This is a genomic window from Bartonella sp. AS69XJJH, assembly GCF_042195585.1.
GTDB lineage: Bacteria > Pseudomonadota > Alphaproteobacteria > Rhizobiales > Rhizobiaceae > Bartonella.
Genome location: NZ_JBHIOO010000106.1, coordinates 1 through 949, shown reverse-complemented (window position 1 = coordinate 949; position 949 = coordinate 1). Strand labels below are relative to the sequence as shown.

Sequence of the window (949 nt, the reverse complement as noted above, 5' to 3'; positions counted from 1 at the left end):
AGTATTTTATTTCTCCATAATGCTGGAGAAAGTGAGGGAATTGAGTTAACACATCCAGTGATACTTAACAGAGCTATACAACTCAATAGTTTTAAGATTTTCTTCATTATTCCCCTCTTTCAATGGATTTATTTACAATAAAAAAGCTCATAAGCCTGTTGATATTTCCTGTCACCGCTGCTTAAAACAACGGTGAACAATATTGAGATGTTAGATTGAGAAAACAATCGCGCCATTCCAAGCGAAGGCAAGGATGGCGGATTGTTGATCATCACTTAAGATTGGCATTCATCCGCATTTTTATATTTTTTACAAAAAGGGCTGTTTAAGCGCTTTTCAACACTTCGTTTCGGAATGACCGCGCCTGGTCGACAAATGGGAAGGTTTTCCCTCCAATGATTCACACACCAAGATGGACCGCCATATCTGTCACGGAATCCTGCTTGAATCATACAAGCATAAATTGTTGCATTATCATTATTGCTGAGCTTTTGATTTTCAGCCTCAAGATAATTAAGATGTGGCATGCCACATTCTAATAAGGCTTTTCCTACCTCGGTAAAGTCTGCTCCTGGCTTGATCCACCCATATACTTCCCCTGGAGGAGATTTGTCCATATCACATCCAGTAATACTTAATAGAATGAGCAGGCTCAATAAGTTAAATCGTATTTTCATTTTTTGTTCCCTGTTCTCGTGGAATAAAATTTTATAAAATCAAATGAACCGTAATCATTTTTACACTTAGCACTTGCATCAGCATAACAATTATGGGTACTAGGATTATAGCCGATGATCGCTCCCCCCATCTCTCTGAGGGGTAGAATTAACGGATGTAATGAATCATATGGTTTGGAACGTACCCCATAAGCCGTAGGCCAATTGTAACCAATCACTGTACTAATGGGGTCTAACATATGACCTTGTATGTAGATATAATTTTTTTCGCC

General features: G+C 38.4%; 1 protein-coding gene and 1 pseudogene. Both read right to left on the bottom strand.

Annotated features, from left to right (window positions below):
- Positions 1 to 275: 275 nt before the first annotated feature.
- Positions 276 to 677: a hypothetical protein gene (locus ACFIK6_RS09985; protein WP_273791508.1), complete on the bottom strand. Its 402-nt coding sequence runs from the start codon at positions 675 to 677 to the stop codon at positions 276 to 278.
- Positions 674 to 949, bottom strand: a pseudogene (locus tag ACFIK6_RS09980) (hypothetical protein); the annotation flags it as partial. The pseudogene ACFIK6_RS09980 and the gene ACFIK6_RS09985, both read right to left, overlap by 4 nt.

Coding starts and splice junctions, on each gene's coding strand:
- ACFIK6_RS09985 (WP_273791508.1), bottom strand. CDS start 677: ATGAAAATACGATTTAACTTATTGAGCCTGCTCATTCTATTAAGTATT.